Annotated in this window: 22 protein-coding genes; 10 read left to right on the top strand and 12 right to left on the bottom strand. The window is 57.4% G+C overall.

Annotated features, from left to right (window positions below):
- Positions 1 to 6: 6 nt before the first annotated feature.
- Positions 7 to 966, bottom strand: a complete 960-nt coding sequence (locus AAGD24_RS03835) for a hydrogen peroxide-inducible genes activator (RefSeq protein ID WP_036203181.1) — start codon at positions 964 to 966, stop codon at positions 7 to 9.
- Positions 967 to 1,055: 89 nt separating this feature from the next.
- On the opposite strand from AAGD24_RS03835, the gene AAGD24_RS03830 reads away from it, so the two are divergent.
- Positions 1,056 to 1,928 (top strand): NAD-dependent epimerase/dehydratase family protein, encoded by an 873-nt coding sequence (locus AAGD24_RS03830; RefSeq protein ID WP_136633686.1) that lies wholly within the window; start codon positions 1,056 to 1,058, stop codon positions 1,926 to 1,928.
- A 69-nt stretch (positions 1,929 to 1,997) separates the two neighbouring features.
- Here the strand turns inward: AAGD24_RS03830 and AAGD24_RS03825 are convergent, their stop codons facing one another.
- The 5 genes from AAGD24_RS03825 to AAGD24_RS03805 all read right to left on the bottom strand — a co-directional run bounded on the left by AAGD24_RS03825 (position 1,998) and on the right by AAGD24_RS03805 (position 6,732).
- Entirely contained in the window at positions 1,998 to 2,384 is a 387-nt protein-coding gene (locus AAGD24_RS03825) for a RidA family protein (RefSeq protein ID WP_036205609.1), read from the bottom strand.
- 103 nt (positions 2,385 to 2,487) lie between these two features.
- Positions 2,488 to 4,635, bottom strand: coding sequence for a RelA/SpoT family protein (locus tag AAGD24_RS03820; protein WP_379866616.1), 2,148 nt, complete (start codon positions 4,633 to 4,635; stop codon positions 2,488 to 2,490).
- A gap of 175 nt (positions 4,636 to 4,810) precedes the next feature.
- On the bottom strand, positions 4,811 to 5,023 hold the full coding sequence (rpoZ, locus tag AAGD24_RS03815) for a DNA-directed RNA polymerase subunit omega (RefSeq protein ID WP_007153543.1): 213 nt from the start codon (positions 5,021 to 5,023) through the stop codon (positions 4,811 to 4,813).
- Between the two features lie 91 nt (positions 5,024 to 5,114).
- Positions 5,115 to 5,747 carry a guanylate kinase gene (gmk, locus tag AAGD24_RS03810; protein ID WP_085681671.1) on the bottom strand — a complete coding sequence of 211 codons (633 nt, stop codon included), beginning with the start codon at positions 5,745 to 5,747 and terminating at the stop codon, positions 5,115 to 5,117.
- A gap of 118 nt (positions 5,748 to 5,865) precedes the next feature.
- Positions 5,866 to 6,732 (bottom strand): YicC/YloC family endoribonuclease, encoded by an 867-nt coding sequence (locus tag AAGD24_RS03805; protein ID WP_036203167.1) that lies wholly within the window; start codon positions 6,730 to 6,732, stop codon positions 5,866 to 5,868.
- Positions 6,733 to 6,894: 162 nt separating this feature from the next.
- On the opposite strand from AAGD24_RS03805, the gene rph reads away from it, so the two are divergent.
- Complete coding sequence (rph, locus tag AAGD24_RS03800; protein ID WP_036203164.1) at positions 6,895 to 7,611, top strand: ribonuclease PH; 717 nt, start codon at positions 6,895 to 6,897, stop codon at positions 7,609 to 7,611.
- 166 nt (positions 7,612 to 7,777) lie between these two features.
- On the opposite strand, the gene AAGD24_RS03795 is transcribed toward rph, so the two are convergent.
- Positions 7,778 to 8,584, bottom strand: coding sequence for an exodeoxyribonuclease III (locus tag AAGD24_RS03795; protein ID WP_036203162.1), 807 nt, complete (start codon positions 8,582 to 8,584; stop codon positions 7,778 to 7,780).
- Between the two features lie 81 nt (positions 8,585 to 8,665).
- Here AAGD24_RS03795 and pyrE point away from each other — a divergent pair, with 81 nt between their 5' ends.
- The gene (gene pyrE / locus AAGD24_RS03790) at positions 8,666 to 9,304 is read left to right on the top strand and encodes an orotate phosphoribosyltransferase (protein ID WP_075195032.1); all 639 of its coding nucleotides are present in this window, start codon (positions 8,666 to 8,668) and stop codon (positions 9,302 to 9,304) included.
- Between the two features lie 79 nt (positions 9,305 to 9,383).
- Positions 9,384 to 10,031 (top strand): DUF4124 domain-containing protein, encoded by a 648-nt coding sequence (locus AAGD24_RS03785; protein ID WP_036203157.1) that lies wholly within the window; start codon positions 9,384 to 9,386, stop codon positions 10,029 to 10,031.
- A gap of 86 nt (positions 10,032 to 10,117) precedes the next feature.
- On the opposite strand, the gene AAGD24_RS03780 is transcribed toward AAGD24_RS03785, so the two are convergent.
- Positions 10,118 to 10,540: a hypothetical protein gene (locus tag AAGD24_RS03780; protein WP_075195031.1), complete on the bottom strand. Its 423-nt coding sequence runs from the start codon at positions 10,538 to 10,540 to the stop codon at positions 10,118 to 10,120.
- A gap of 338 nt (positions 10,541 to 10,878) precedes the next feature.
- Here AAGD24_RS03780 and AAGD24_RS03775 point away from each other — a divergent pair, with 338 nt between their 5' ends.
- Positions 10,879 to 11,403, top strand: a complete 525-nt coding sequence (locus AAGD24_RS03775) for a fibronectin type III domain-containing protein (protein ID WP_127402122.1) — start codon at positions 10,879 to 10,881, stop codon at positions 11,401 to 11,403.
- 16 nt (positions 11,404 to 11,419) lie between these two features.
- Here AAGD24_RS03775 and AAGD24_RS03770 read toward each other — a convergent pair whose 3' ends face one another.
- Complete coding sequence (locus AAGD24_RS03770) at positions 11,420 to 11,746, bottom strand: DUF2782 domain-containing protein (RefSeq protein ID WP_273624496.1); 327 nt, start codon at positions 11,744 to 11,746, stop codon at positions 11,420 to 11,422.
- A gap of 129 nt (positions 11,747 to 11,875) precedes the next feature.
- On the opposite strand from AAGD24_RS03770, the gene polA reads away from it, so the two are divergent.
- Both polA and AAGD24_RS03760 read left to right on the top strand, forming a co-directional pair.
- Positions 11,876 to 14,611 (top strand): DNA polymerase I, encoded by a 2,736-nt coding sequence (polA, locus tag AAGD24_RS03765; protein WP_379866612.1) that lies wholly within the window; start codon positions 11,876 to 11,878, stop codon positions 14,609 to 14,611.
- A 221-nt stretch (positions 14,612 to 14,832) separates the two neighbouring features.
- On the top strand, positions 14,833 to 15,201 hold the full coding sequence (locus tag AAGD24_RS03760; protein WP_041332636.1) for a hypothetical protein: 369 nt from the start codon (positions 14,833 to 14,835) through the stop codon (positions 15,199 to 15,201).
- A gap of 29 nt (positions 15,202 to 15,230) precedes the next feature.
- Here AAGD24_RS03760 and AAGD24_RS03755 read toward each other — a convergent pair whose 3' ends face one another.
- The 3 genes from AAGD24_RS03755 to AAGD24_RS03745 all read right to left on the bottom strand — a co-directional run bounded on the left by AAGD24_RS03755 (position 15,231) and on the right by AAGD24_RS03745 (position 19,082).
- On the bottom strand, positions 15,231 to 16,637 hold the full coding sequence (locus AAGD24_RS03755) for an OmpP1/FadL family transporter (RefSeq protein ID WP_177190611.1): 1,407 nt from the start codon (positions 16,635 to 16,637) through the stop codon (positions 15,231 to 15,233).
- 115 nt (positions 16,638 to 16,752) lie between these two features.
- A complete protein-coding gene (locus AAGD24_RS03750) occupies positions 16,753 to 17,874 on the bottom strand; it encodes a PilT/PilU family type 4a pilus ATPase (protein ID WP_036203149.1) in 1,122 nt (373 codons plus the stop codon).
- A gap of 173 nt (positions 17,875 to 18,047) precedes the next feature.
- Complete coding sequence (locus AAGD24_RS03745) at positions 18,048 to 19,082, bottom strand: type IV pilus twitching motility protein PilT (protein ID WP_027830795.1); 1,035 nt, start codon at positions 19,080 to 19,082, stop codon at positions 18,048 to 18,050.
- 145 nt (positions 19,083 to 19,227) lie between these two features.
- Here AAGD24_RS03745 and AAGD24_RS03740 point away from each other — a divergent pair, with 145 nt between their 5' ends.
- From AAGD24_RS03740 to AAGD24_RS03730, 3 genes are all read left to right on the top strand, one after another.
- Positions 19,228 to 19,920, top strand: a complete 693-nt coding sequence (locus AAGD24_RS03740) for a YggS family pyridoxal phosphate-dependent enzyme (protein WP_085681675.1) — start codon at positions 19,228 to 19,230, stop codon at positions 19,918 to 19,920.
- 83 nt (positions 19,921 to 20,003) lie between these two features.
- Entirely contained in the window at positions 20,004 to 20,837 is an 834-nt protein-coding gene (gene proC / locus AAGD24_RS03735; protein ID WP_036203143.1) for a pyrroline-5-carboxylate reductase, read from the top strand.
- A 23-nt stretch (positions 20,838 to 20,860) separates the two neighbouring features.
- A complete protein-coding gene (locus tag AAGD24_RS03730; protein ID WP_036203140.1) occupies positions 20,861 to 21,442 on the top strand; it encodes a YggT family protein in 582 nt (193 codons plus the stop codon).
- Positions 21,443 to 21,549 lie beyond the last annotated feature (107 nt).

The raw sequence follows: 21,549 nt of genomic DNA, 5'->3' as shown, positions 1-21,549 counted from the left end.
CCTGGCTCAGGCGTTTGCGGCCGCAGCCGGGGTTTCAATCTTCGCCTTCTCGATTACCCGACACTGGCTGGCCGCCAGCGACAGCACATCAATCGCCTTTGGTCGTGGGAAAGTGACCCGCCAGGCCAACGCCACCGTGCGATAGGGTACTGGCGCCGCAAAAGGCCTGACCGCAAGTATGCTCTCGTCATACTGCATCGCCGTTGCAGCGGACAAAGGCAAAACGGTGATACCCAAACCAGAGGCAACCATGTGACGTATGGTCTCCAGGGAGCTGCCTTCAGTCACCAGTGACGGCGCCGCGGCACTCGGATTACGGGTGACCGCATCCACCAACGGTGGGCAGGATTCCAGCACCTGGTCACGGAAACAGTGGCCGGGGCCAAGCAGCAGCAACTGTTCCTTCGCCAACTCCTCGGCGGTCAGGCTGTCACGCTTGGTCAGTGGATGACCTCCCGGCAGCAGCACCACGAAAGGCTCGTCGTAGAGCGGCAGGGTAACGACCTCCGGCTCTTCAAACGGCAGTGCGATGATGATGGCGTCCAGTTCTGACTGGCGCAGTTTCTGCCGCAGTGTGGCGGTGTAGTTTTCCTCAATGTAGAGCGGCATGTCAGGCGCCGCGCGGCGCAGCTCCGGCAGCAGATGTGGGAACAGGTAGGGGCCGATGGTGTAGATGGCACCCACCTTAAGGGGGGCATTGAGCTGGTTTTTGCCATCCTGAGCCATGTCACGGATAACACCCACCTGATCCAGGACCCGTTGGGCCTGGTCGATGATACGCTTGCCCGTTTCGGTGACCCGGATACTGTTTTTGCTACGCTCAAACAAGGGTATGCCGAGTTCGTCCTCCAGTTTCTTGACGGCCACACTCAAAGTCGGCTGACTGACATGACAGCGCTCGGCGGCACGGCCAAAATGCCTTTCCCGGGCAAGGGTAACAACGTATCTTAACTCGGTCAGAGTCATGGCGGGCTCCGGTCAGAATTCGTCCAGGTCAGGGATCGTACAAACGTTCCGTTAATTTATTAGCCAAAGCATAAGGATTGATATTGTCTATGGCAATCACTGAGCACCAACAAACGCCAAGAATACTGGTTGCGGGCTGTGGCAAGCTCGGTGGCGCCATTGCCTCTCAGCTTACCGGAACGGCGCAGGTATACGGCCTACGGCGCAGTCCGGACAAGGTCCCAGAGGGCATCCAGGCGCTGGGGGCGGACCTCATGGTGCCGGAGCAGGTGCGTTCAGTACTGCCGGACAACCTCGACATTGTGGTTTATTGCCTCACGCCAGCAAGCTACGACAACGAGGGCTATCACAATGCCTACGTAAAGGGCCTGCGGAACCTGATCGACGCACTGGACGGGCGCCAGCTCACGCGGCTGGTGTTTATCGGTAGCAGCAGTGTCTACGCTCAGGACGACGATTCCTGGGTGGATGAGACCAGCCCAACCGACCCCACCCGATACAGTGGCCAGGCGATACTCGCGGGTGAGAGGATCGCCCTGGAGAGCGGCAGTCCGGCAACCGTAATCCGTTTCAGTGGCATCTACGGCCCGTCGCGGGCGCGCTTCCTCGATGCCGTGATGAACGGCAACATGAACCCGACCTCTCCCGGCCCCTACAGCAATCGTATCCACGAAGCGGATGCGGCCGCGGCCACCTGCCATATCGTGGAGCGGGCACTCGCCGGCCAACCACTTGAAGACTGCTACCTTGCCAGTGATTGCGAGCCTGTGCGACTGGATGAGGTGGTGGCGTGGGTGCGTGAACAACTACCCTGCGCCAAGCCTGGCCCCGACGCCCGCCAGGGTGGTCGCGCAGGGAGCAAACGCTGCAACAACCAGCGGCTGCTGGACTCTGGTTTCCATTTCCGCTATCCGGACTTCCGGGTGGGCTACCAGGAGATGATTGCCGAAAAAACCCGGTAGGCCTGGCGAGCCCCCTACCAACGAAAAAGGCGGCCCATGGGCCGCCTTCGGTGTTTGCTTGAACGAGTATCAGCTCAGCACCATCACCGCTTCCATCTCAACCGGGACACCCTTGGGCAACGCCGCGACACCCACGGCGGCACGCGCCGGGTACGGCTCCTGAAAATAGGTGGCCATGATTTCGTTCACCGTTGCAAAGTTGCTCAGATCCGTCATGTAGATGTTGAGCTTAACGATATCCTTGAGCTCGCCGCCACTGGCCTCGCAGACGGCTTTAAGGTTTTCGAACACCTGGCGGGTCTTGGCGGCGAAATCACCCGCGACCACTTCCATGGTTTCCGGCACCAGCGGAATCTGCCCCGACAGGTACACGGTGTCCCCGGCTTTCACTGCCTGGGAGTATGTGCCGATGGCCTGTGGCGCGTTATCAGTCTGTATTACGGATTTGTTGGTCATGACCTTGGGGTCCTCTTTATCAAAACGCCAATCCTCACCTCTGGGTGGCAGGCGTGTCAACAGGCCAAACGTCGCGGCTCTGGCCCGTTGCACCACGGTTGCGTCAGTGCCTTACCCGGTTGATATGGGTGACAGCGCGAATATTCCTGATCCGCCGCATCACCCTGGCAAGATGCCGGCGACCGTTCACATGCACCACAAGGCTGACAATGCCCAGCTTGGCGTTCTGCTCTTCCACGTTGATGCGCTCGATATTGCCATCCGCCATGGCAACTGCGTTGGCAAGCTCTGCAATGACCCCGCGCTGGCGCTCAAGCTCCACTCGAAGTTCAACGGAGAATTCGTTGGCAATGTCCTTGGCCCACTTCAGATGAGTGAGGCGCGCCCTGCCTTCATCGTCCTCTGGCAACCGTGAGCAGGTATCCGAGTGGATCACCATGCCATTGCCCGAGTCCATGGCACCGACCACCGGATCACCGGGAATCGGCTTGCAACAGCTGGCAAACCGAACCAGCAAGCCTTCGGTGCCACGAATGGTGACCGGGCTGTTATCGGCCTTGTCCATGATTGTCGCGGGTGCCACGTCCGATGCCTCATCGTCTATACTGCCGCTGACCAACTGGCGCGCCACGAGATAAGCCATGCGATTGCCCAGACCAATATCGCTGACCAGATCCTCGAAACTGTCCACCTGGTTGTGGCGGACCACCGCCTGGATCTGATGCTCGTTGATCTCGGACAGGCTGGTACCAAACCCTTTGAGGGATTTCTTCAACAGGGTTTTGCCCAGGTCCAGGGATTCGGCACGCTTCTGGTTCTTGAGCACATGACGAATACTGCTGCGAGCCTTACCGGTTACCACGAAACTGAGCCAGGCGGGATTAGGCCGTGCTCCGGGTGCGGTAATGATTTCAACGGTCTGGCCACTTTGCAGCGGCTGGCTCAGGGATCCGAGGTTGCGGTTGATACGGCAGGCCACGCAGGCATTACCGATGTCCGTATGGATGGCGTAGGCAAAGTCGACGGGGGTCGCTCCGCTGGGCAACTCCATGATTTTGCCCTTGGGCGTGAACACGTAGATCTCGTCCGGGAACAGGTCGACTTTCACGTGTTCGATGAATTCCAGGGAGTCGTCCGCGCGCTCACGCATCTCCATCAAGCCCTTCACCCAACGGTCCACCCGTGTCTGGTTGACGCTGGTCACACTGGAGGGCTCGTTCTTGTACATCCAGTGGGCCGCAATACCGTTGTTGGCGATGTGCTCCATTTCCTCGGTGCGGATCTGGATTTCAATATTCACATGCATGCCGAACAGAGTGGTGTGCAGGGACTGATAGCCATTGGCCTTGGGCATGGCAATGTAGTCCTTGAAACGGCCCGGCAGCGGCTTGTAGAGGCTGTGTACGGCGCCGAGGATGCGATAGCAGTCGTCCTCGGTGTCGGTGATGATGCGGAACGCGTACACATCCATGATTTCGTGGAAGGATTTCTGCTTGAACTTCATCTTGTTGTAGATGCTGTTCAAATGCTTTTCCCGGCCCAGGATGCGGCCGGGCAGGCTTCGCTCTTCCAGCTTCTCCTGCAATTTGCCACGGATATCGTCAATGATTTCCCGGTGGCTGCCCCGAAGCTTTGCGACCGCCTTGGAAATGTATTCTGACCGCATCGGGTACAGTGAAGAGAACCCCAGATCTTCCAGTTCGGTGCAAATGGAGTGCATACCCAGGCGATTGGCAATCGGGGCGTAGATATCCAGGGTTTCGTTGGCGATGCGCTGGCGCTTCTCATAAGGCATCGGGCCCAGGGTGCGCATGTTGTGCAGGCGATCCGCCAGTTTGACCAGGATCACGCGGATATCCCGTGCCATGGCAAGCGTCATTTTCTGGAAGTTTTCGGCCTGGGCCTCGGCGCGGGAACGGAACTCAATCTGAGTGAGCTTGCTGACGCCGTCTACGAGTTCAGCCACATCCTCGCCAAACTGCTCCGACAGCGCATCCTTGGGGATGCCGGTATCTTCGATGACATCGTGGAGCATGGCCGCCATCAGGCTCTGGTGATCCAGTTTCAGGCCAGCAAGGATTCGAGCAACCGCCAGGGGATGGGTAATATAGCGATCGCCGCTTTTGCGCATCTGCCCTTCGTGGGCCTGTTCGGCATAATAGTAGGCTCTTCGCACCTGATTGATGCGATTGGTATCAAGATACGTGCTGAGTTCATTGGCCAGCACATCAACCGTTGCCTCTGCCGACACCGCGCCTCCGTGGGGATCATAAATGCCAGGGATAAAAAAACCCGAATGCAAGCATTCGGGTCCTTCCGACGTTCTTCCAGTCATGCCTATAGATACACTATAAAACCGCAAGAACAGATTTCAATGCTTTGGACGGGTAACCAGAAAATATTCCCGTCTTCGGCCACATTCAACCTTATTCGTCGTCATCCTCAGTGAGGAGATCGCGGGAGATCTTGCCTTCCGCGATTTCACGCAGGGCGATAACGGTAGGCTTGTCGTTCTCTTCGGCGACCAGCGGCTCGAAACCTTTGGTTGCGATCTGGCGGGCACGCTTGGTGGCCAGCATAACCAGCTGGAAGCGGTTATCAACGTTTTCAAGGCAATCTTCAACGGTAACTCGTGCCATAACTTCCCCGACAATAGCAAAATGACTGATTTCAGCAGACCGCGTAGTTTACTGCGGCCGGTTCAATTTGTATACAGGCAATGTGCGCCGATCAATGGCGCTCGGACAGCCTGACCAATAGCCCGGAATGCCTGACCTGCTGGGCCTGCATGCGCAGACGATGGCAACGAACAATCGCCAGCAGGTCGTCCAGCGCAGTGTCGAAATCATCGTTAACCACCAGATAATCGAATTCCACCGCGTGGCTGCATTCATCCGCCGCCTCATTGAGGCGACGCGCCACCACCTCCGGTGCGTCTGTGCCCCGGCCAGTCAGGCGGTCTTTCAAGGCCTCCGGAGACGGTGGCACGATGAAGATACTGACACAGTCTGGCATCAGGTGGCGGACCTGCTCCGCACCCTGCCAATCAATTTCCAGGATTACATCCTGACCCGTGGCCAGTGTTTGCTTCACCCAGACCTGGGAGGTGCCGTAGTAGTTCCCGAAGACATCCGCATGCTCCAGGAAGTCGCCCCGGTTGATCATCGCCTCGAAGGCCTCCCGGGTGACAAAGTGGTAGTTGACGCCATCCTGCTCCCCCTTCCGCATAGGCCGGGTTGTATGGGACACGGAAACACCCAGCTTTTCGTCCTGCTTCAGCATTTGAGCCACCAGGCTGGTCTTACCGGCTCCCGAGGGGGCGGAAATCACATACAGCGTGCCTTGTTCTGATTCCTGGCTCATGGGACTAACAACTCCGGGCATTGACGGGCTTTCAGTTGGCGCGGAACAACCCCGGCGCCACCACAATAACGAGGGCGGGATTATACGGCGTTTGCGCCGCCCCCGCATCCAAGTGAGGTTACTCCAGGTTCTGGACCTGCTCCCGCATTTGCTCTATCAACACTTTCAGGTCAACCGCTGCCCTTGTCACCCGGGCATCGATGCTTTTGCTGCTGAGCGTATTGGCCTCGCGGTTGAGCTCCTGCATCAGGAAATCCAAACGGCGACCGATGGCATCGTCGGACTGCAGAGTGTCCGACACCTCGGTGATATGGGCTTCCAAGCGATCCAGCTCTTCGGCGACATCGCTTTTCTGGGCCAGCATCACCATTTCCTGGGCCACGCGATCCGGGTCAAGCTCCACCTTCGCCTGCTCAAAGCGGTTTTTCAGATGCTCTTCCTGGGCACGAATCAGTTCCGGCATTCGCTCCCGAACCTCAGTCACCCGCTCACCCATGGTGGTGAGCCTGTCTTCAAACAGCGGCCGCAGGCGTTCACCTTCCCGCTCCCTGACCGTCACCAATTCACTCACAGTACGCTCGAATAGTTCGCCAGCCGCTTTCCTGGCGGGGCCAAAATCCTGTTCAGTGGAGGCCAGCACTCCCGGCCAACGGAGTATATCCAGTGCGCTAATGTGGGCCGGGTTGTCCAGCATCCTGTTGATGTGGTTGGCCGCCTCATTGACAGCGTTTGCCACATCTTCGTCGATCTCGAAGCCCTGGGTTGCCGATTCATTGGCCTGAAGACGAATGGCCACGTCTACCTTGCCGCGCCGCAATTGCTTGCGCAGTTGCTCACGGAAACTGTTCTCCAGCTCCCGGAGCGCTTCGGGCAAGCGAAAGGACGGCTCCAGGTACCGGTGGTTAACCGTGCGAATTTCACAGGTGAGCGTTCCCCAGTCTTCCTGGGTATCCTGGCGGGCGAAGGCCGTCATACTTCTGATCATGGTGACTCCACGTTTGCGAAGAAGCAGATTTCAAGTTTAGCAGGCTGGCCGCTCCAACATCGAACAGACGCCACAGACTGCGTGTTATACTCCGCAATCTTTCGACTTTGCAATCGACCGGGGATTCACCCCGGACACTCACCACTGATACCAGGAACAATTATGAGACCGAGCGGAAGAACGCCGGAACAATCCAGAGACATTCGCATCACCCGTCACTACACCCGCCACGCCGAGGGTTCCGTGCTGGTGGAATTTGGCGACACCAAGGTGATCTGCACCGCCTCTGTTGAAAACAAGGTCCCCCCTTTCCTGCGGGGCGAAGGCAAAGGCTGGATAACCGCCGAGTATGGCATGCTGCCCCGCTCTACCGGCAGCCGTATGGGGCGGGAAGCTGCTCGCGGCAAGCAGGGCGGCCGCACCGTGGAAATCCAGCGACTGATCGGCCGTTCATTGCGTGCAGCGGTTGATCTGAGCGCTCTTGGCGAGCATTCCATCACCATCGACTGTGACGTCATCCAGGCCGACGGTGGCACCCGCACCGCTGCGATTACCGGTGGCTGCGTGGCGCTTGTGGATGCGCTGAACCATCTGGTGAAAGAAGGCCGGCTGAAAAAATCGCCGCTGAAGCAGATGATTGCAGCGTTTTCTGTGGGCGTTTACAAAGGCACACCGGTATTGGACCTGGATTACCCGGAGGATTCCGAAGCCGAAACCGACATGAATGTGATCATGACGGATCAAGGTGGTTTCATTGAAATTCAGGGAACTGCCGAGGGTGCGCCGTTTGAACAGGAAGAACTGGACGGCATGTTGAAGCTGGCGAAACTGGGTATTGGCCAGTTGTTTGAGGCGCAGAAGGCGGCGCTGGCCGACTAAGGTGCAGCCTTTTCGCGTGTCCGGAGAGGATCTCTTTTCCGGACACGCTACAAGCACATCCCTGTGCGCTCGACTCCGGCCTTCCCTGGCCGGAGACGTTCCGGAAAAGAGATCCTCTCCGAACCCGCTTACTTTCCGATATCCCTCTACTCTGGACTAGCTCGGATCAGAAACCGATTCCGATGTCGTAATCCATGATCACCGGCGCGTGATCGGAGAAACGGGTACTGTCGTCAATCCAGCCATCCTGAATGGTCTTGCGGATACCCGGCGTCAGAAGCTGATAATCCACCCGAATACCAGCGCTCTTGCGGGACCCTTCAGCCTGCTCTGGCCACCAGGTGTACTGGTTACTCTGCTTGTTGATATCGCGGAATGCATCAACACAGCCCATTTCATCAAACAAACGGTCCAGCCATGCCCGCTCATGGGGCAGGAAGCCGGAAAAATCCAGTTTGTGGTACAGCGGGCTGGCGTCAGTTACGTGATGGGCGGTTTGCAGGTTGGCGCAGAAAATAAACTGACGGCGCTTGCGCAGGGTTTTCTGCATATGGAGGCCAAAGGCTTCCATGAAGTCGTCCTTGTGATCCAGAACCGTCAGGTCGTCCTCGCCAATCAATTCTTCTTCGCGGCCAAGTGCGCAGGGAGAGAGAACGCAGGCGACAGATACCTTGTCAAAGTCCGCCTGAATGAAACGGCCTTCGCGATCTGCCTGCTCATTGGCGAAACCGTACATAATGGCCTTCGGGAAATGGCGGGTATAGATACCAACGCCCCCATCCTCGTTACGCTCGCCATCAATAAAGTAGGCCTCATAGCCGTCCGGGATCAGGTTGAAATCCTCGACCTCGTAGGCCCGCATGCGGTGGTCCTGAACGCAAACCACGTCAGCGTCCTGCCTGGCTAGCCATTCAAAGAAACCTTTTTCAACAGCCTGGGCGAGACCGTTGACGCTGATTGTAACTACCCGCATACGTGTTCCCTGATTCGGTTTGTGTGTATGATACCGGTTTTACGCGTTAATTAAAGATCCAAACTCGCCAGAAGCCCTGTCATGCACGACTATCAGCAACAGTTCATTGAGTTCGCCATCCGCCGTAACGTACTCCGTTTCGGAGAATTTACGCTTAAATCCGGCCGCACCAGCCCCTATTTCTTCAATGCGGGGTTGTTCAATACCGGGGAGGATCTGCTTGAGTTAAGCAAGGCCTATGCCGCAGCACTCCAGCGTAGTGGGCTGGATTATGACATTATTTTCGGGCCTGCCTATAAGGGCATACCGTTGGCGACGGTCACCGCCATGGCCCTGGCCGCCGAGGGTAACAACAAACCATTCGCCTTCAACCGAAAAGAAAAGAAGGATCACGGCGAGGGTGGCAATATCGTGGGCGCCCCCCTGGAAGGCAAGGTTCTGATTGTTGATGACGTTATTACCGCTGGCACGGCTATCCGGGAATCCATGGAGCTGATCCGCACCTCAGGGGCGGAGCCTGCAGGCGTACTCATTGCCCTGGATCGCCAAGAGCGAGGCGCTGGCGAACTCTCCGCCATCCAGGAAGTCAAAGAGGAGTTCGGCATTCCTGTGGTCAGTATTATCAAGCTTGAGCAGGTGCTTGCCTACCTGCAAAGCAGGCCCGGCTTTTCAGAACATGCTGACAAAGTCGCCGCATATCGGGACGAGTACGGAGTCTGAATCCGGGCATGGTTTATCGTTCAGCTTTTGGTATGCTTCCTGACATACATTGTTTCAAGCGGAGCGCCAGTCTCTCACCATGAATCGTCTGACCAGGTTTTCAATCGCTGTATCTGCTGCGGCTGCGCTGATGTCTGCCTCTATCGTAGAGGCAAGGATGTATCGTTATACCGATGAAAACGGTCAGATTGTCATCAGCAGTACCATCCCCCAGGAAGCATCCAGACGGGGCTACGACATTCTCAGCAAGAACGGTCGGGTAATTGAAACGATCGATCCGGAACCCACCGAAGAGGAAATTGCCGCCAGGGAAGCCGAGGAAAAACGCCAGGCCGAAGCGGAACGACAGCGGGAGCTCGATCGCAAGCTTCTGGAGCGCTACAGCCACCCAGACGAAGCCGTGCGCGCCATGCACCGCAAGATACGTGAGCTGCAGGGGCTGAATCAGCTCAAGCGAGGCAACATTTCGGTGATCGTCAGCCAACTGGACAGCGAACAGAGCCGGGCTGCAGACCTGGAGCGATCCGGTCGCGACATCCCCGAAGCGACACTGGAAAAAATACGGCGACTGGAAGCCCAGATTCGTGACATCGAACGGGAAATCAACTCGCAGAACGCCAATATAAAAGCCCTGCGGGAACGTTTCGAAGCCGATATCGAACGGCTGGAAGAGATTACAGGCGAGGAAAGAACGCTTCCGCTGGACCCGGACGACCTGGAAGAATAATAAACCACACGACTCGAACAATCAGGCACAAAAAAGGTCACCTCACGGTGACCTTTTTTTATGCTTCAAAGAACTCCGGTTGCCGTTCAGGCAGTAGCGGGGCTCTTCTTGGCAGTGCTGGTGCTTTTGCGAGCTGTGGTTTTGCGTGCAGCCGGCTTCTTGGCCTGCGCAGTAGCCTTGGTTGACTGGGCGACGCTGGTCACTTCGTCCGCTGCGTCGGCAACGGTATCTGCACCTTCAGCCGCTTCTTTTTCCAGCTTGGCAACCAGGTCAGCCGCAAAGCTGCCGAAACGGGTGTTCAGGCTGCGCAGTTGCTCGAACAGGTTTTCACTGTAGCCATAGTAACGAGTGCGCAGGGTCTTTACGCTGTACTCGCGGGCTTCGGTTTCCAGCTTTTCAGCGTACTCGAACGGCTTGGAAGCCAGCTTCTTCTGCTGCTCTTCAGCTGCGTTGATGCCCTTCTCTACGATGTCCTGAAGCTGTTCCTGATAGGTCTTGAGTTTACCCATGATGAATCTCCTAAGATTGTGGATGCGTGGTTTGAAAATCTGCATCGTTATCGCCGGCAAACCGATGCCGACTTCTGATCACATGTCGAAGGTTACGGTCAAAAATTAGAATGTTCATACTAAAACCACCCCCTATTCGCCATCTGTCAACGGGGGAACAGGATCGTCTCGGAATTTACGGATAGTTCACTTGATGATTTTTTAAAGATTCGGCATGCTCTGCGCCTTGAAATGAGAAAGCCCGTCTCCCCGTTTTATTCAGGCCTCGCTTCTGACGTATCCCATTACAGTAACAACAGCACCAATAACGCGCTGACAAACGGATTGCGAGAAACACCATGCCAGGTATAAGACTCAGCCAGAACGCTGCGGGCCATCGGCAGCTTTGGAAAATGGTCGTTGCCGGAATGGCGCTGGCCATCATGGCCGGATGCCAGGAAGACTCCGGGGCATCAAGAGCCGCTTCAAGCCAAGCCAACGAAGCATCTGAACAAAGGCTGGGAGATGCCGTTTCGTCCATTCGGGACACCCTCGGGCAGCCTGAACCGGTACAGGAAGAGACATCCAACACTGGAGTTCCGGCCGACGAGGAGTCGATCACCCCTCCCACACTACGCTGGGACGCTCCGCTCACCCGGGAAGACGGCTCACGCCTCTATGCCAGCGACATCAGCGGCTATCGCATTTATTATCGCCTGCGGCACAGAGACAGTTTCGAGGTCATATCACTTTCCGGTGACGAAGACACTCGCTACCAGCTTGAGGATTTTCCGCCGGGTGCCTATGAGTTCAGCGTTACCGCCCTCGACGACAGCGGGCTGGAAAGCAAGCGCTCCGACGCAGTTACCGTCGACCTGATCTGAGTAGCATCCGAGAAATTTACCACCTGAAGATGACCCAACTGGGCACCAGCATGTCGGTCTCGCTCTCACGAATCCAGCCACCACCATCTGCTGGCACGAGGTAGTATTCGGGACCGACTTCCGGCACTACTTTGATTTCCACCAATTGACCATTCACCCGGTATTCGTAGAACACCTCGTTCTCACCCGGGCGAATCACGATCTGCGCCCCGTCAGCGGATGGCTGATAATCAGACACCACCAGGGGCTCCCTGGGTGTCTGTACAACATCGACATCCTCCTGGGCCATTGAAGGCCCGCAGAGCACAGCCAACACAAGACCCGAGCAAGCGATACGTTTCATTTTCATGGTACTCTTCGGTTCTGTTTAGAGACGTGCATAATCATGCTGACACACGGGAAATGCACCCCGTTTATGTCAGAGTTGCACAAGCCTATCAACGCTTCAATCAGAATCCGGATCCGTTTTGATATGACACAGCAGCAGACTCCGCCGGTAGTTCTTGTAGATGGCTCTTCCTACCTCTTCCGCGCCTATCATGCCCTGCCGCCACTGATGACCAGCAAGAGCCACCCCACGGGCGCCATAAAGGGCGTTATCAGCATGATCCGGAAGCTGGAACAGGATTTTCCAGGCTCAAAAATGGTGGTGGTGTTCGACGCCAAGGGTAAGACCTTTCGCAACGACCTGTACGAAGACTACAAGGCCACCCGCCCGCCTATGCCGGACGACCTGGCCATGCAGATCCAGCCAATCCACGACATGGTTCGGGCCATGGGCCTGCCCTTGTTGATCGTCAGTGGCGTGGAAGCCGACGATGTCATCGGCACCCTGGCCCATGAAGCCACCAGCAAGGGCATTGATGTGGTGGTGTCGACCGGCGACAAGGACATGGCGCAGCTGGTGAGCGATCACGTCACCCTGATTAACACCATGACGGATACCCGCATGGACCGCGACGGCGTGGTCGAGAAATTCGGCATTGGCCCGGAGCAGATCGTGGACTACCTGGCGCTGGTGGGCGACAAGGTGGACAACATTCCCGGAGTCAACAAGTGCGGCCCGAAAACCGCCGTTAAATGGCTACAGGCGTGGGACAACCTGGATAACATCATCGAGCACTCGGATGAGGTCAAAGGCAAAATTGGCGAATACCTTCGGGAAGCCATCGAAACCCTGCCGCTCAGTCGCCAACTGGCCACCATCAAAACCGACGTGGATCTTGAGTTCGGGCTGGAAGACCTCAAGCTGAGGACCCAGGACGACGGTCAGTTGCTGGAACTGTTCCGGGAATATGAGCTTCGATCCTGGATTGCCGAGCTCGAAAACGGCGACTCAGCCGATGAAAAAAGCGCGGACGATGCCGTCGACAACAGCGCCAATCCGGCCAGCAAAGAGAAAACATACACAATAGTGACCGATCAGGCAGAGCTGGATACCTGGATTGATCGCCTCAACAAGGCACCGCTGTTCGCCTTTGATACCGAGACCACCAGCCTGCGTTATATGGACGCCGATGTCGTTGGTGTGTCCTTCGCCATTGAGCCCGGCGAGGCTGCCTACGTGCCATTTGGCCACGATTATATGGGCGCCCCGGAACAACTGGACCGGGACACAGTGCTGGGCCAGTTGACACCTTTGCTGGAAGACCCGAAGAAAGCCAAGCTCGGCCAGAACCTCAAGTACGACAAGAACGTGCTGGCCAACCATGGCATCCATCTGGAAGGCATTGCGGAAGACACCATGCTGGAGTCCTACGTACTCAATTCCGTAGGGTCTCGTCACGACATGGACTCGCTGGCCAGGCAACACCTGGGCGAGCAGACCATCACTTTCGAATCCATCGCCGGCAAAGGCGCCAAGCAACTGACCTTCAACCAGATTGATCTGGAGCAGGCTGGCCCCTACGCGGCAGAAGACGCCGATATCACCCTTCGACTGCACCAGGTGCTGCGACCGCAACTGGAGAAAACCGGCCGGCTGCGGGACGTCTATGAAAACATCGACCTGCCACTGGTGCCCGTGCTATCCCGTATGGAGCAGCGGGGTGCGATGATCAGCGCCAGCACGCTGCGCAAGCACAGCCAGGAATTGGCAGAGCGTATGGCGGAGCTTGAGAAGGAAGCCCACGAGGAAGCCGGCGAAAGCTTCAATCTGGGCTCTCCCAAGCAACTACAGGCCATTTTCTACGACAAGATGGGGCTGCCGGTGGTAAAGAAAACCCCGAAAGGCGCGCCCTCCACGGCGGAACCGGTACTGCAGGAACTGGCCCACGAGCATACCCTGCCCCGATTGATCCTTGAGCACCGCAGCCTGAGCAAGCTGAAATCCACCTACACCGACACCTTGCCGGAATTGATTCACCATCGCACTGGCCGGATTCACACCTCCTATCACCAGGCGGTAACGGCCACCGGCCGGCTGTCGTCCTCGGAGCCGAACCTGCAGAACATTCCCATCCGCAGCGAACAGGGCCGGCGCATTCGCCAGGCTTTCGTGGCCCCGGAGGGCTACAAGCTGATGGCGGCGGACTACTCCCAGATTGAGCTGCGCATCATGGCGCACCTGTCGGGCGACAAGGGACTGCTCAAGGCGTTCGAAAAGGGCGAGGACATTCACCGGGCGACGGCTTCCGAAGTCTTTGGCGTGGCCGTCGACGACGTCTCCGGCGACCAGCGCCGCAGCGCCAAGGCCATCAACTTCGGACTCATTTATGGCATGTCCGCCTTTGGCCTTGGCCGCCAGTTGGATGTGGGCCGCAACCAAGCACAGGAGTATATTGACCGCTATTTCGAGCGCTATCCCGGCGTGCTGAAATACATGGACAGTATTCGCAAACAGGCCCACGACGACGGATACGTGGAAACGCTCTACGGCCGTCGCCTGTACCTGCCGGAAATCAACGCCCGCAACAAGCAGCTGCAACAGGCCGCCGAGCGTACGGCCATCAATGCCCCCATGCAGGGGACTGCCGCGGACATTATCAAGCGGGCCATGGTCAGCGTTGAGGACTGGCTACAGGAACATCACCAGGACGATGCCCGAATGATCCTGCAGGTTCACGACGAACTGATTCTGGAAGTGCGTGAATCCGCCGTGGACAAGATTCGCGAAGGCCTTGAGAAGCGGATGTCTGCTGCGGCATCGCTGGATGTACCCTTACTGGTGGAGGCCGGCGTCGGTAATAACTGGGACGAAGCCCACTGAACCCTCTCGCCCAGGTTCCGTTTTGGGGCGAACAAGGTGGTTTCGCCCCAAAACACACCATTCTTTTTGCAGTCTCACCAGTATGCTCCCAGCAACGACGGCGCTGGGCTCGACAGCCGAAAACGGCACGAAATTCGCAAGCCTTGTGAGGGTCGGCCCCGCATTCGCATGAGCGAATACCGGGGCCATGTTGTGACACTTTTCTACCCGAGGCACTCACCATGACTTTTCTGGCTTCCGAGCGCAGTTGGCTTATGAACCCTGGCTTACTGAAACTGGTTCACCAGTGTCGCCGCTTAATTCAGTCTGAGTTCGGGGTAAAGCTACACCTCACGGAAGAACACCTGGAACGGCATCTAGCGGACTATGCCAGCAAAACCCGCTCAGCCCACCTCATCCACACCTGGGAAATACTCAGACCCCAGATCCCTCACCTGGACCTGCACGACGAGACCGACAATGCGAAGCGAATGTATCGCGGACAGGAAATTGCCGAGGAAACGTCTAGGGGCGACAGTAGTGCTTCCGAAACGGAAGCAGAAAGGACGAGAAAGAAGAAGGTTATCTATCGTGGGCAGGTTATTGGTTGAGGGGCGCCGTACGCCCCTCAAGGTATCACTTAAAACTGCTTGCTGACCTGTACCCCCGCACTCCAGGCATCAAGCTCGTAGGTACCACGGTAGCGAGCCGCCCCGGGCATGGGCTCGTCGTTGACGTCATAGTTCTGTTCGTTCACCTCTTCGTCGTCGAACAGCAACACCCCGGCGGCCACGTCTACCGTCCAGCCTGAACGGGCGTCGGCGTACTGTGCGCCCAGCGTGACCCAATCGCGATCCCCTGACGGGATTCGAGCCGTACGGAAATCGTCGTTCACCGGCGACTCATCCCAGGCATAGCCAGCCTTGAATGCCCACTCCGGGGTCGCCTGCCAGATGGCGCCGACATTGGCCTGCCAGGTGTCTTTCCAGTTTTCCGAAACGTGCGTCACCAGGCGCTCATCACCAAGACCGGGCCCTGCCTGAGAAGAAATTGGGCCATTGTCCTCACGGCTGACCACATCCAATGCCTCAAACCGGCTCCACTTGGCCCAGGTCGCACCTGCCAGCAGTGTTACGGTATCGGTCAATTGGTGACGGGCACCGAAGGTAATGCTCTCGGGAATATCCAGCGGGACAGTCACCCGTTCAGTGACCGTGGACTGGCTGAACGTCAGGCCACCACCGCTAAGGCTACCCTGCGGATAGTTACGAACTTCCGCGTCGCCATCCAGCTCCAGTTCTGTTCCGGTCTGGGCGGATATACCAAACTGTGTTCGCTCCGACATTTCCCAAAGCAAGCCAAAGGCAAAGGTGAGCGCCACGTCACTGCCTTCGATATCCGCGTAACCGTCTTCCAGGGTCCCCGGGGGCAACCCGAAGCGGGCTTCCGTACCACTGTAGTCCTGGAACTTGGTCAGCCGGCCTTCGGCGTAGATCACATTGACGCCAGCACCCATGGAGAATCCATTACCGTCGTTAACGGCAATGGACGGGCTGAATGCAATGGCGGTCAGCTCGGTCTTGTCCGCGAAAAATCGCCCCTTGAAGTCATCCTCGTAATCCGCCGCAAGGCCATAGGGGGCGTGCAGACCGAAGCCCACGTCCAGCCAGTCGTTGATTTCGTGGGTCATGTAAAAATTGGGAAGGACGGCCGGGTCGGCGATATCACCACCGTTTCCACCGGCGACGGGACGGCCGTCATCGCGAACGGCACTGCCGGTGCCTTCCTTGAGCTCGGCATCAATATCCAGAACGGCGGCACCAAACGACATATTGGTGCCGGAAAGCTGGCTCATGCCGGCCGGATTGAAGAAAACCGTGGTGGCATTTTCCGGATTGGCTGCGGTGCCGGCGTTAGCAACGCCCATGGCACTGGCACTTTGCTCATTGAGTGAAAAACCGCCGGCCAGCGCTGCGGCGGGTGCCACCAACGCCGATACCGTCGCGATTCGGATAACAGAGCCGGGCAATACTTTGTTTTTGCGCATAAATCCCCCTGGATGATCGTCGGGGCGGAGTATACGCATCGCGGGCCAATGGCCTCAAATGCCATCACTACTGATTCAGATTCCTAATCGTTTACTACTTTAGTCTAATCCTCGATCAATCGTCCTGGATCGACAACTTGTCGACACTGGAAGCCAGCTTGTCAGCGCCCTGGGAATCGGCACCCAGCTTGATCATCAGGCGCAGGTCGTTGGCTGAATCCGCGTGCGCGAGGGCATCCTCATAGGTGATGGAGCCTTCGGCATAGAGTTCATAAAGCGCCTGATCAAAGGTGCGCATGCCGCTCTCGTTGGACTTGGACATCAGTTCCTTAAGTCGGTGCACTTCGCCTTTTCGAATCAGGTCCGCGACCAACGGTGTGTTGATCAACACTTCAATGACGGCTTTGCGGCCCTGCCCGTCCGGCGTCGGGATCAACTGTTGAGCGACGATGGCCTTGAGGTTCAGGGACAGGTCCATCCAGATCTGGTTGTGCTGTTCCGGCGGGAAGAACTGGATAATCCGGTCCAGCGCCTGGTTGGCGTTGTTGGCGTGCAGGGTAGCGAGGCACAGGTGGCCGGTTTCAGCAAACTGCACAGAGTATTCCATGGTCTGGCGGGTACGCACCTCACCGATGAGGATCACGTCCGGTGCCTGGCGCAGGGTGTTCTTCAGAGCCACTTCAAAGCTATCGGTATCGATGCCCACCTCTCGCTGGGTCACGATACAGCCCTGGTGCTGGTGCACGAATTCGATGGGGTCTTCGATGGAGATAATGTGGCCCCGGCTGTTGCGGTTACGATGCCCGAGCATAGCCGCCAGCGAGGTGGACTTACCGGTACCGGTGGCACCCACGAACATGATCAGGCCACGCTTGGTCATGGCCAGATCCTTGATGATTTCCGGCAGTGCCAGGTCATCAATCTGCGGGATTTTCACCTCGATCCGCCGCAGGACCATGCCGCAGAGGTTGCGCTGGAAGAAGGCGCTGACACGGAAGCGACCGATGCCTCGGGCACTGATGGCGAAGTTACACTCGTGGCTTTCTTCGAATTCGACCCGCTGCTTGTCGTTCATGGCACCATAGACGAACTCCCTCGTCTGCTCAGGCGTCAATGCATTCTTGGTGACAGGCAGGACCTTGCCGTTGACCTTCATGGAGGGTGGCACACCGGCGGTTATGAAAAGATCGGAACCGCCTTTTTCCACCATCAAACGGAGCAGTTTTTCGAATTCCATGACTTTCTACCTATTTTTCTGACTTTCGGTGTCCGGGTGTCGGGTAGGGCCCGTTCCAGGGCACGCTGTGAATACGTCCATGTACGCTCGACAAAAACATCCCTGTTTTTGACCTCCCTGGAACGGGCCCTACCCGACACCTCCCGAATTATGTGCCAAGCCCGCTACCAAGCTTAGAAATTATCCGGCATTTTTGCCTTCATTCTCGCGGCTTCGCGGGAAATCAGGCCTTTCTTCAAGAGCTTTTCCAGACACTGGTCCAGGGTTGTCATGCCCAGGGAGCCACCGGTCTGGATTGCCGAGTACATCTGAGCAATCTTGTCCTCGCGGATCAGGTTACGGATCGCCGAGGTGCCAATCATGATCTCGTGAGCCGCAATCCGGCCACCGCCCATCTTCTTCATCAGGGTCTGGGAGATAACCGCCTGCAACGACTCTGACAACATCGAACGAACCATGGATTTCTCTTCCGCTGGGAACACGTCCACCACACGGTCGATGGTTTTGGCCGCCGAGGTGGTGTGCAGGGTGCCGAACACCAGGTGACCGGTTTCAGCCGCCGTCAGGGCCAGGCGGATGGTTTCCAGGTCCCGCAGCTCGCCGACCAGGATAATGTCCGGGTCTTCCCGCAGTGCGGAGCGTAGGGCTTCGTTGAAGCCCAGGGTGTCACGATGCACTTCCCGCTGGTTCAGCAGGCACTTCTTGGATTCGTGTACGAATTCGATGGGGTCCTCGATGGTGAGGATGTGCTCATAGCGGCTGTCGTTGATGTAGTCGATCATCGCCGCCAGCGTGGTGGACTTACCGGAGCCTGTTGGGCCCGTAACCAGCACCAGACCTCGTGGCACAGAGGCGATGTCCTTGAACACCTGCCCCATACCGAGGTCTTCCATCGTCAGTACCTTTGACGGGATGGTCCGGAAGACAGCACCGGAGCCACGGTTCTGGTTAAACGCGTTAACACGGAAGCGGGCGACACCAGGCACCTCGAAGGAGAAGTCGGTCTCCAGGAACTCTTCGTAGTCCTTGCGCTGCTTGTCGTTCATGATGTCGTAGATCAGCCCATGGACTTCTTTATGCTCCATTGGCGGAAGGTTGATGCGGCGGACATCGCCATCAACACGGATCATCGGGGGAAGGCCGGCAGACAGGTGCAAGTCTGATGCGCCCTGTTTGGCCGAAAAGGCAAGCAGTTCAGTAATATCCATAGGGGTCCTCGGAAGGCTTTTTTCTTTTATCCCGGTATGCGCCGGCTCCGGTCATTGGCACTGAACGGCTTCACTTGGCATTTCAGTAACCTGCGGGTAACGTGTCAGCGTATCAGAGACTGACCGGAATCGGCGGATTCGCACTATGAGCAGCATAGCAGACAACATCGGGAGCGTAACCCGACGCATACAAAAAGCAACATTGAAGGCCGGCCGCAGCGCGGGTTCCGTGCATCTGCTGGCGGTCAGTAAGACGCGCCCGGCCGACGAGCTTCGCACGGCTTACAGCGCCGGCCAACGGGCATTTGGTGAAAACTACGTTCAGGAAGCTCTGGACAAAATGGAGGAGCTGAAGGAACTGGACGCCATCGAATGGCACTTTATAGGCCCGATTCAATCCAACAAGACCCGCCAGATTGCCGAGGCATTTGCCTGGGCACACAGCGTTGACCGACTCAAGATTGCTCAGCGCCTGAACGATCAGCGCCCTTCCACTCTCCCGCCGTTGAATATCTGCCTTCAGGTGAACATCAACAATGAGGAGAGCAAGTCCGGTTGCGCCCTGGAGGATCTCACCGACATGGCAGACGCCATCGAAGAGATGCCAAATCTCTCGCTCAGGGGGCTGATGGCGATTCCGGACCCGGATCAGCCCGAGGCGGAGTTGCGCTCAAGCTTCCGCAAGTTGGCCAATGCGCTTAAACACATGCGCCAGGAGGCCCCTGGTTGCGGCCCGCTGGACACCCTCTCCATGGGCATGTCCGGTGACCTTGAGATGGCCATTGAGGAGGGCGCAACCTGGGTAAGAGTCGGTACCGCCCTGTTCGGCCCTCGGTAACCGGAGGCTGACAGCCCCAGATCCTGTTATCATCAGCGGCAGACTGACAACTGACCACTACTGATCCAAACGTGGAGTGAACCTTGAGCACATCACCAACGATTTCGTTTATCGGTGCCGGCAACATGGCCAGCGCCATCATCGGTGGCATGCTGGACAGCGGCTTCAAGGCCGCCAACATCTGGGTCAGCGCCCCCGATGACAACCATCTTCAATCCATCCGCAAACAATTTGGTGTCAGCGTCACCACCGACAATCGTTACTGCGCCGAGCAGGCGGACATGGTGGTTCTGGCGGTGAAGCCACAGGTTATGGCAAGTGTTTGCTCAGACATCGCCCCGGTGGTGCAGAACACCCGCCCGCTAATGGTGTCGATCGCGGCCGGGCTGGAAGCTTCCACCCTGGACGAGTGGCTCGGTGGCGGACTGCCGCTGGTGCGCGTGATGCCCAACACACCATCGCTGGTTGGTAAAGGGGCTGCCGGGCTCTATGCCAATGATCAGGTCAAGGAAAAGCAGAAGACCATGGTGGAGTCGGTCTTTAACAGCATTGGCTCGGCGCTCTGGGTGGAGGACGAATCCCTCCTGCATGCAGTGACTGCACTTTCTGGCAGCGGCCCCGCCTATTTCTTCCTGATGCTGGAAGCACTGGAAGAGGCGGCCACCGATGCCGGCATTGCCGGCGAGACCGCACGCGCACTGGCAATCCAGACCATGGCCGGCGCCGCCGAAATGGCAGGACGCAGTGAACACGACCCCGGCCAGCTCAAACGCAATGTCATGTCTCCCGGTGGCACCACAGAACAGGCCATCCAGACCTTTGAAGAAGGTGGCATGAGAGATCTGGTCAAGAAGGCCTACTCAGCCGCTTACAAGCGCTCCGGAGAAATGGCCAAAGAACTCGCCAATAAACAGTAACCAATAACGGGAGACACGGCTTCATGCTGGCTGACATTCTGATCACCATTCTGCTCATTGCCTCGACGTTCTACCTGACGATCGTGCTGCTGCGCTTTTTGCTGCAACTGGCCAGGGCGGATTTCTACAATCCGATCTCGCAGTTTGTTGTGAAAGCCACCAACCCGCTGCTGCGCCCGCTTCGCCGCTTTATTCCCGGTTGGGGCGGTATCGACGGCGCAGCCCTGGTGCTGGCGGTCATCATCCAGGCGATCACCTTCTTCCTCATTCTTGTGGCCCTGAACAGCAGCATACCGGCGATCAACCCGCTCACCCTGCTCAGCTGGGCTATCCTTAACGTTCTTGATCTGATCGTTAAGATCTACTTCTGGTCCGTCATTGCAGTCGTGGTCGTCAGCTGGATTGCGCCACAAAGCGGCCACCCTGCTATCCAACTGGTTGCGCAGATCACCGAACCCGTGATGCGCCCCGTACGCAATGTGATGCCATCCATGGGCGGCCTGGATCTGTCCCCGATTATCGTGTTCCTGATCCTCAATGTGGTTTCGGTGGTGATCGACCACATGAAGGTAGCCGCCGGCATGGGCTCCATCGTCGGAATGTAGACCACCTCTCAAAAACACATTCCGTTACATATCAGGACAATAAACTACTCTCACCTGCAGCTGGTTCATCTATCTGAATCAGCTGCATTTTTTGCCTTCTACACGTC

The organism is Marinobacter sp. M5B, assembly GCF_042604615.1.
GTDB classification, from domain to species: Bacteria; Pseudomonadota; Gammaproteobacteria; order Pseudomonadales; family Oleiphilaceae; genus Marinobacter; species Marinobacter salarius.
Note: the sequence above shows the minus strand (reverse complement) of the source record. Positions and strands in the feature narration are given on the sequence as shown.

Coding starts and splice junctions, on each gene's coding strand:
- AAGD24_RS03835 (WP_036203181.1), bottom strand. CDS start 966: ATGACTCTGACCGAGTTAAGATACGTTGTTACCCTTGCCCGGGAAAGG.
- AAGD24_RS03830 (WP_136633686.1), top strand. CDS start 1,056: ATGGCAATCACTGAGCACCAACAAACGCCAAGAATACTGGTTGCGGGC.
- AAGD24_RS03825 (WP_036205609.1), bottom strand. CDS start 2,384: ATGACCAACAAATCCGTAATACAGACTGATAACGCGCCACAGGCCATC.
- rpoZ (WP_007153543.1), bottom strand. CDS start 5,023: ATGGCACGAGTTACCGTTGAAGATTGCCTTGAAAACGTTGATAACCGC.
- gmk (WP_085681671.1), bottom strand. CDS start 5,747: ATGAGCCAGGAATCAGAACAAGGCACGCTGTATGTGATTTCCGCCCCC.
- AAGD24_RS03805 (WP_036203167.1), bottom strand. CDS start 6,732: ATGATCAGAAGTATGACGGCCTTCGCCCGCCAGGATACCCAGGAAGAC.
- rph (WP_036203164.1), top strand. CDS start 6,895: ATGAGACCGAGCGGAAGAACGCCGGAACAATCCAGAGACATTCGCATC.
- AAGD24_RS03795 (WP_036203162.1), bottom strand. CDS start 8,584: ATGCGGGTAGTTACAATCAGCGTCAACGGTCTCGCCCAGGCTGTTGAA.
- pyrE (WP_075195032.1), top strand. CDS start 8,666: ATGCACGACTATCAGCAACAGTTCATTGAGTTCGCCATCCGCCGTAAC.
- AAGD24_RS03785 (WP_036203157.1), top strand. CDS start 9,384: ATGAATCGTCTGACCAGGTTTTCAATCGCTGTATCTGCTGCGGCTGCG.
- AAGD24_RS03780 (WP_075195031.1), bottom strand. CDS start 10,540: ATGGGTAAACTCAAGACCTATCAGGAACAGCTTCAGGACATCGTAGAG.
- AAGD24_RS03775 (WP_127402122.1), top strand. CDS start 10,879: ATGCCAGGTATAAGACTCAGCCAGAACGCTGCGGGCCATCGGCAGCTT.
- AAGD24_RS03770 (WP_273624496.1), bottom strand. CDS start 11,746: ATGAAACGTATCGCTTGCTCGGGTCTTGTGTTGGCTGTGCTCTGCGGG.
- polA (WP_379866612.1), top strand. CDS start 11,876: ATGACACAGCAGCAGACTCCGCCGGTAGTTCTTGTAGATGGCTCTTCC.
- AAGD24_RS03760 (WP_041332636.1), top strand. CDS start 14,833: ATGACTTTTCTGGCTTCCGAGCGCAGTTGGCTTATGAACCCTGGCTTA.
- AAGD24_RS03755 (WP_177190611.1), bottom strand. CDS start 16,637: ATGCGCAAAAACAAAGTATTGCCCGGCTCTGTTATCCGAATCGCGACG.
- AAGD24_RS03750 (WP_036203149.1), bottom strand. CDS start 17,874: ATGGAATTCGAAAAACTGCTCCGTTTGATGGTGGAAAAAGGCGGTTCC.
- AAGD24_RS03745 (WP_027830795.1), bottom strand. CDS start 19,082: ATGGATATTACTGAACTGCTTGCCTTTTCGGCCAAACAGGGCGCATCA.
- AAGD24_RS03740 (WP_085681675.1), top strand. CDS start 19,228: ATGAGCAGCATAGCAGACAACATCGGGAGCGTAACCCGACGCATACAA.
- AAGD24_RS03730 (WP_036203140.1), top strand. CDS start 20,861: ATGCTGGCTGACATTCTGATCACCATTCTGCTCATTGCCTCGACGTTC.